4 protein-coding genes and 1 pseudogene are annotated in these 4,444 nt (G+C 62.1%); 2 read left to right on the top strand and 3 right to left on the bottom strand.

Going from position 1 to position 4,444, the window contains the following annotated elements; translation table 11 throughout:
• Both AC1DUU_RS24330 and ppx read left to right on the top strand, forming a co-directional pair.
• Window positions 1-716 (top strand): annotated as a pseudogene (locus AC1DUU_RS24330) (RNA degradosome polyphosphate kinase); the annotation flags it as partial.
• The gene (gene ppx / locus AC1DUU_RS24325; protein WP_476785947.1) at window positions 716-2,251 is read left to right on the top strand and encodes an exopolyphosphatase; all 1,536 of its coding nucleotides are present in this window, start codon (window positions 716-718) and stop codon (window positions 2,249-2,251) included. The pseudogene AC1DUU_RS24330 and the gene ppx, both read left to right, overlap by 1 nt.
• Here ppx and AC1DUU_RS24320 read toward each other — a convergent pair.
• From AC1DUU_RS24320 to AC1DUU_RS24310, 3 genes are all read right to left on the bottom strand, one after another.
• Window positions 2,244-2,657, bottom strand: coding sequence for a DoxX family protein (locus AC1DUU_RS24320; protein ID WP_476785946.1), 414 nt, complete (start codon window positions 2,655-2,657; stop codon window positions 2,244-2,246). The two genes, ppx and AC1DUU_RS24320, sit on opposite strands and share 8 nt — an antisense overlap.
• A 133-nt stretch (window positions 2,658-2,790) precedes the next feature.
• Window positions 2,791-3,198, bottom strand: coding sequence for a DoxX family protein (locus tag AC1DUU_RS24315; protein ID WP_476785948.1), 408 nt, complete (start codon window positions 3,196-3,198; stop codon window positions 2,791-2,793).
• 181 nt (window positions 3,199-3,379) lie between these two features.
• A partial coding sequence (locus AC1DUU_RS24310; protein WP_476785945.1) for a class II fumarate hydratase occupies window positions 3,380-4,444 on the bottom strand: 1,065 nt, incomplete at its 5' end.

Genomic DNA, 4,444 nt, shown 5'->3' with positions numbered 1-4,444 from the left:
ACGTAGCGCAGATCTTCAACTTCATCACTGGCTATGCCGAGCCGGCGGAGGAGATGTGCATCGCCTTGTCGCCCTACACGCTGCGCAGCCGCATCCTCAAACATATCGCCGATGAGGTCGAGCATGCCCGCAATGGCAAGCCGGCGCAGATATGGATGAAGATGAACGCGCTGGTCGATCCGATCATCATTGACGCGCTTTACGATGCCAGCCGAAGCGGGGTCGAAATCGACCTTGTGGTGCGCGGCATCTGCTGCCTGAGGCCACAGGTGCCCGGGCTGTCGGAGAACATTCGCGTCAAGTCGATCGTCGGCCGCTTCCTCGAGCACAGCCGCATCTACTGCTTCGGCAATGGCCATGGCCTGCCGTCGGACGAGGCCGTTGTCTACATCAGCTCGGCGGATTTGATGYCGCGCAACCTCGACCGCCGTGTCGAATGCATGGTGCCGATCACCACGCATTCGACTGTGCACGAGCAGGTGCTTGGCCAGGTCATGCTCGGAAACATCATGGACAACCAGCAAAGTTTCGAAGTATTGGCGGATGGAACCTCGCGGCGGATCACGCTGGACGAGGGCGAAGAGCCGTTCAATGCGCAGGAATATTTCATGACCAATCCGAGTCTGTCCGGACGGGGTGACGCGCTGAAGTCTCACGCACCCAAACGCATTGCCCAGTTCAAACGTCGCAAGAAGGCTGAGGCGGCGGCCACCTGATGGCGCAACTTTCGCAGGGCCGGCTCAAGGACCGCCGACCGCTGTCGATCATCGATATCGGCTCGAACTCCATCCGTCTGGTCGTCTATGAAGGGTTGGCGCGCTCGCCGACCCTTCTGTTCAACGAAAAGATGCTGGCCGGTCTTGGCCGCGGCATCGTTTCGACGGGAAAGCTCGACCCCGAGGGTGTGACGCGCTCGATGGAGGAATTCAGGCGTTTTCGCGGGTTGTCCGAACAGGCGGGCGCGGAAAAGATGTATGTGCTGGCGACCGCTGCGGCGCGCGAGGCCATCAACGGTCCCGATTTCATCCAGCGCGCCGAAGATGTGCTCGGCACCAAGATCCAGGTGCTGACTGGCCGTGAAGAGGCCCATTATTCCGCTCTTGGCGTGATTTCCGGCTTCCATCCCGCCGACGGTATCGCCGGCGATCTGGGCGGCGGTAGTCTGGAACTCGTCGACGTCCGGGGTGAAGACATTGGCGAGGGCATCACCTTGCCGCTCGGTGGCCTGAGACTCCAGGACATGGCGAAAGGCTCGCCGGTGGTGGCGGCCAAGATCGCGCGCACCGAACTCATGCGCGCCAAGCTGCTCAAGGGCGGGCAGGGCAGGACCTTCTATGCCGTGGGCGGGACGTGGCGAAACCTCGCCCGCTTGCATATGGGCATCACCAACTATCCGCTTGAGGTGATGCACCACTACGAGCTCGATCCCACGAGCCTGATCCCCTTCCTCAAGCAGGTCGCGCGTGGCGATGTCGAAAAGGTCAAGGGCATCGAAGGCGTGTCGAAGAACCGCCGCTCGCTTTTGCCCTATGGCGCTGTGGTGCTGCAGGAAATCATCGAGGCGATGGAGCCGTCGAAGATTGTTGTCTCGGCTCTCGGTGTGCGCGAGGGCTTTTTGTTTTCGCTGCTCGACGAGCAGGAACAGCGTGCCGATCCGCTTATCTCTGCTGCCGAAGAACTGGCCTTGCTGCGCGCGCGTTCGGTGCGCCATGCGCACGAGCTGGCCGAATGGACACGCAAGTCATTCGCTGCCTTCGGCATCGAAGAGACGGAGGAGGAGGCGCGCTATCGTCATGCCGCCTGCCTGCTCGCCGATATCGGCTGGCGCGCCCATCCTGAATATCGGGGCAGGCAATCGCTCAACATCATCGCGCACGCGTCGTTTATCGGTGTCGACCATCCGGGCCGTGCCTTCCTGGCGCTGGCCAACCTGTTCCGCCACGACGGCGTTTTCAACGACACCTTCGCCCCGGAGCTGAAGGAGCTGGCGACACCACGCTATCTCGAACGCGCACGCATCCTGGGCGCCATGATGCGGGTGGTCTATCTGCTCACGGCCTCGATGCCCGGCGTGATGCCGAAGCTGCGCTGGGAAGACCGGGGCCATGGCGTGCTGGCGCTGATCATCCCAGCAGAATTCGGCCAGCTCTACGGGGAGCGGCCGGCAGGGCGTCTGGCGCAACTTGCCAAGGTCACTGGTCGCAAGCTGGTGCTGGCGGTCGAGGACGGCCCGAGCATCTCGGTCAAATAGATCGGCGGAACAGCAACCGGTCGAGCGAGATCGCACCTGCGCCTGCGACTGATAGCGCAATCAGGCCGCCAGATGTGGCAATGTCCTTCATCAGGGCCTGCTGGTGCATGAAGGCCATCGCCGGATTGTCGCCGCCCTGGCCGTAATGGCCAATGAAACCGGCGGCCAGCGCAAAGGCGGCGAGCAGCAGCGACACCGCGCGGGTCTGAAAGCCAAGCAGCACCAGCGCCCCACCGCCCAGTTCCAGCAATCCGACGCCCAGTGCCACGAATGTCGGCAAGGGAAAGCCGAGCCCGGCGAAGTAGCTGGCGGAGCCTGAGATATTCGAAAGAGTACTGATGCCAGCGGGCACAAACAGTGCGGCGATCAGGATTCGGGCGACAAGCAGCAACAGATTGTTGAGCATCGGGGTAACCTCACAGCCGCAGGATGCACCTGTGCATTGGTGATGTCATCACTATGTCGATCTGTCGGCCACTTCAGCGCACAAAAAAGCCCGGGACAAGCCCGGGCTAATCTTGGGAGGAAGTCTGCTTGGTTTAGCGGCGGCGGGCGTCGATCGACAGCGCGCCGGCGCCAAAGGCTGCGAGCACGAACAGGCCACCGGCGATTGCCAGGTTCTTCTGCAGAAACATCACCTGCGTCGGATCGGCGAAGTTGAGGTGTGCGATTGCGGTCGCAGCCAGGGTGAACAGGCCGAGCACGATCGCAGCGACGCGAGTCTGGAAGCCAACCAGGATGGCGATGCCGCCGGCCAGTTCAACCAAGCCGACAACCACGGTCGTAACCGTCGGCAGCGGCAGGCCGATGCTGGCGAACCAGCCGGCGGTGCCGGAAATGGCGGTCAGCTTGGCGAAGCCGGCGAGGATGAAGATGATCGACAGCAGGACGCGGCCTGCAAGGATGAGGGCCGAAGCGTTACCGCTGACGGCCTTTTCGGAAGCGATGGAAGCATTGGACATTGGGGTGAGGCTCCGTTGAAATTCGATGCCCCACACCTAATGGATTTCGACTGTTCACTAAAGGTGCGAATGTGTCGACAGATCGTTCACAGTTGGAATGATTTTGCGTTAAAGCGCCGCGCGTCCATTAGGAGGCGCAGCGCTCTAAACGTAAGAAAACTGGCAATCAACCCGGATGGGTCATGTCCTCCGGGCGCACGATCCGGTCGTAGTCTTCGCCCGAAACCAGTCCGGTCGCCAAGGCTTCCTCGCGCAGCGTGGTGCCGTTCTTATGCGCGGTCTTGGCGATCTTGGCAGCGTTGTCGTAGCCGATGGTGGGGGCGAGTGCCGTCACCAGCATCAGCGAACGGTCGAGTGCTGCCTTGATGTTGTCTTCGCGTGCTTCGATGCCGACGACGCAATTGTCGGTGAAGGAAACAGCCGCGTCGGCCAGCAGCTGCACCGACTGCAGGAAGTTGTAGGCCATGACCGGGTTGTAGACGTTGAGCTCGAAATGGCCCTGGCTGCCGGCGAAGGTTAGCGTGGCGTTGTTGCCGAACACCTGCGCGCAGACCTGTGTCAGCGCTTCGCACTGGGTCGGATTGACCTTGCCCGGCATGATCGACGAGCCCGGTTCGTTTTCAGGCAGCGACAACTCGCCGAGACCCGAGCGCGGGCCCGAGCCGAGGAAACGGATATCGTTGGCGATCTTGAACAGTGCTGCCGCGGTCGCGTTGATGGCGCCGTGGCTGAAGACCATCGAATCGTGAGCGGCGAGTGCTTCGAACTTGTTGGGTGCGGTGACGAAGGCGAGACCGGTGATGGCGGCGATCTGCTCGGCAACCTTTTCGGCAAAGCCAATCGGGGCGTTGAGGCCGGTTCCGACGGCGGTGCCGCCCTGGGCGAGTTCCTGGAGACCGGGCAGGGTCAGTTCGATGCGCTTGATCGACGAGGCGACCTGGGCGGCATAACCGCCGAATTCCTGGCCCAGAGTCAGCGGCGTCGCATCCTGGGTGTGGGTGCGGCCAATCTTGATGATGTGGTTGAATTCCTTGGCCTTCTTGTCCAGAGCGGCGTGCAGGCGCTTCAAGGCCGGCAGCAAGTCATGGACGATGCGCTCGGCGCAGGCGATGTGCATGGCGGTGGGATAGGTGTCGTTCGACGACTGGCTCATATTGACGTGGTCATTGGGGTGGACCGGCTTCTTCGAGCCCATCTCGCCGCCCAGCATCTCGATGGCGCGGTTCGAGAT

The organism is Aminobacter sp. P4_H6_2 (assembly GCF_056400805.1).
This window is presented reverse-complemented; position numbering and strand designations above follow the sequence as displayed.

Bases quoted from the DNA above. Each gene is read 5' to 3' on its own strand.
- ppx (WP_476785947.1), top strand. From the start codon at position 716: ATGGCGCAACTTTCGCAGGGCCGGCTCAAGGACCGCCGACCGCTGTCG.
- AC1DUU_RS24320 (WP_476785946.1), bottom strand. From the start codon at position 2,657: ATGCTCAACAATCTGTTGCTGCTTGTCGCCCGAATCCTGATCGCCGCA.